1 protein-coding gene is annotated in these 1359 nt (G+C 52.8%); it reads right to left on the minus strand.

The window, feature by feature from the left end; genetic code table 11:
- The coding region (locus OP495_RS17870) for an integrase arm-type DNA-binding domain-containing protein (RefSeq protein ID WP_280571126.1) at positions 1 to 1007 on the minus strand (1007 nt) is incomplete at its 3' end.
- Positions 1008 to 1359 lie beyond the last annotated feature (352 nt).

Below are 1359 nucleotides of genomic sequence, written 5' to 3' on the forward strand. Positions count from 1 at the left end.
CCCATTCTGTTCTCCGGCTGCGGTTTTTTGCCTGGCTCTCGGCCGAACAGTTTGGAAATGGCGCGATTTAGTGTGTCCTGGCCCATATGGGGCTGCTTGCTGCTGCGGCGATTAGGAAAGACGTAGGCCGATCCGCAGGCGCGAATCTGGAGCTCATTCAGCCAGGCGATAGCCTGTGGTGGAAGCGGTATTCTGATCCCGACACCTGACTTGCTACGTTCGCCAGATAGCTCCCACTGCCGGTTCTCCAAATCGAACTCAGCCCACTGGGCTTCGATCAGTTCCGTTTTGCGTACCCCCAGAGTAAGCAGGAGGGCGCAGGCGAGATAGTTATCGCGACTGAAGCTATCGCGGTTTTCCCGGAAGACTTGAAAAGCCTGATAAACCTCATCAAGGCTCAAGGCCCTGTCGCGGCTTTTCTCAACACCACCTGCATCGCTGACATTGAAGGCGGTGGCCGGGTTATAGGTGAGCAACCCCAATTTGATAGCGTGATTAAAGAGCTGTTTCAGGTACATCAAGGTGTCGTTCGCAGTGGTCGGGCGACCGCTATTGGCTACCTTCCGGATTATTGCGCGTACCTCCATGGGGGTGGCGTCACCCAATGCTAGGTGGCCAATGGAAGGTGCGACCTCTTTGTCGAAGATTCGCTTGGGTATGTGGGGGTGCTTGAGTCGTTTCTCCAAGTCTTGGTGCCAGTCGGTAAAAAGGTCCTGGACGGTATTGATGGTGGCCTTTTCTTCGCGCTTGCGCTCTTCGACGGGGTCGATACCGTTGCGGATAGCCTTCTGGGACTCTATAGCTTGCTCACGAGCTTCAGCCAAAGACAGCTGTGCATACTTGCCCAGCGTCAGCTCACGCCGCTTTCCGGCGAACGTGTATCGAAGCATCCAGTAGGGCATGCCCTTCATTGGAATCATCAGGTACAGGCCGTTGCCGTCACTGTAGCGTCCCGGTGTTCCGTCCTTGATCAGGGACTGGACCTTCTTGGCGGTAAAGCTGCCCATTAGCTCCTTCTCCAGCGTGCCATAAAAAATTTGAAACATTTGTTTGAATTTGTAGCGACTAGAGTAGGGCGTACCCCATCAAGAGCATGTTTACACAGTTTTTTCTGCCAGGTTGGCGCAGGGCTTGTTTCCCTGGGCGGGGTTCTCCAGTCCAAGGGTGAGCGTTTGAGGTGGGGAGTATCCATAGGAAAATCGAGCCTTATAGTGGGTAGTACACTGGTTTACTCCCCATTGTACTCCCCACTTGGAGCTGGCTTAAGCTAGATTTTTGTAGACAGCTATAGACAACCATTCAGAAAATTTTTATTAAAAACAGGATATTGTGTTGTTGTTTAGATGAGGATGGACATCA

The sequence above is a fragment of the Chromohalobacter sp. 296-RDG genome, assembly GCF_029889885.1.
Lineage (GTDB): Bacteria > Pseudomonadota > Gammaproteobacteria > Pseudomonadales > Halomonadaceae > Chromohalobacter.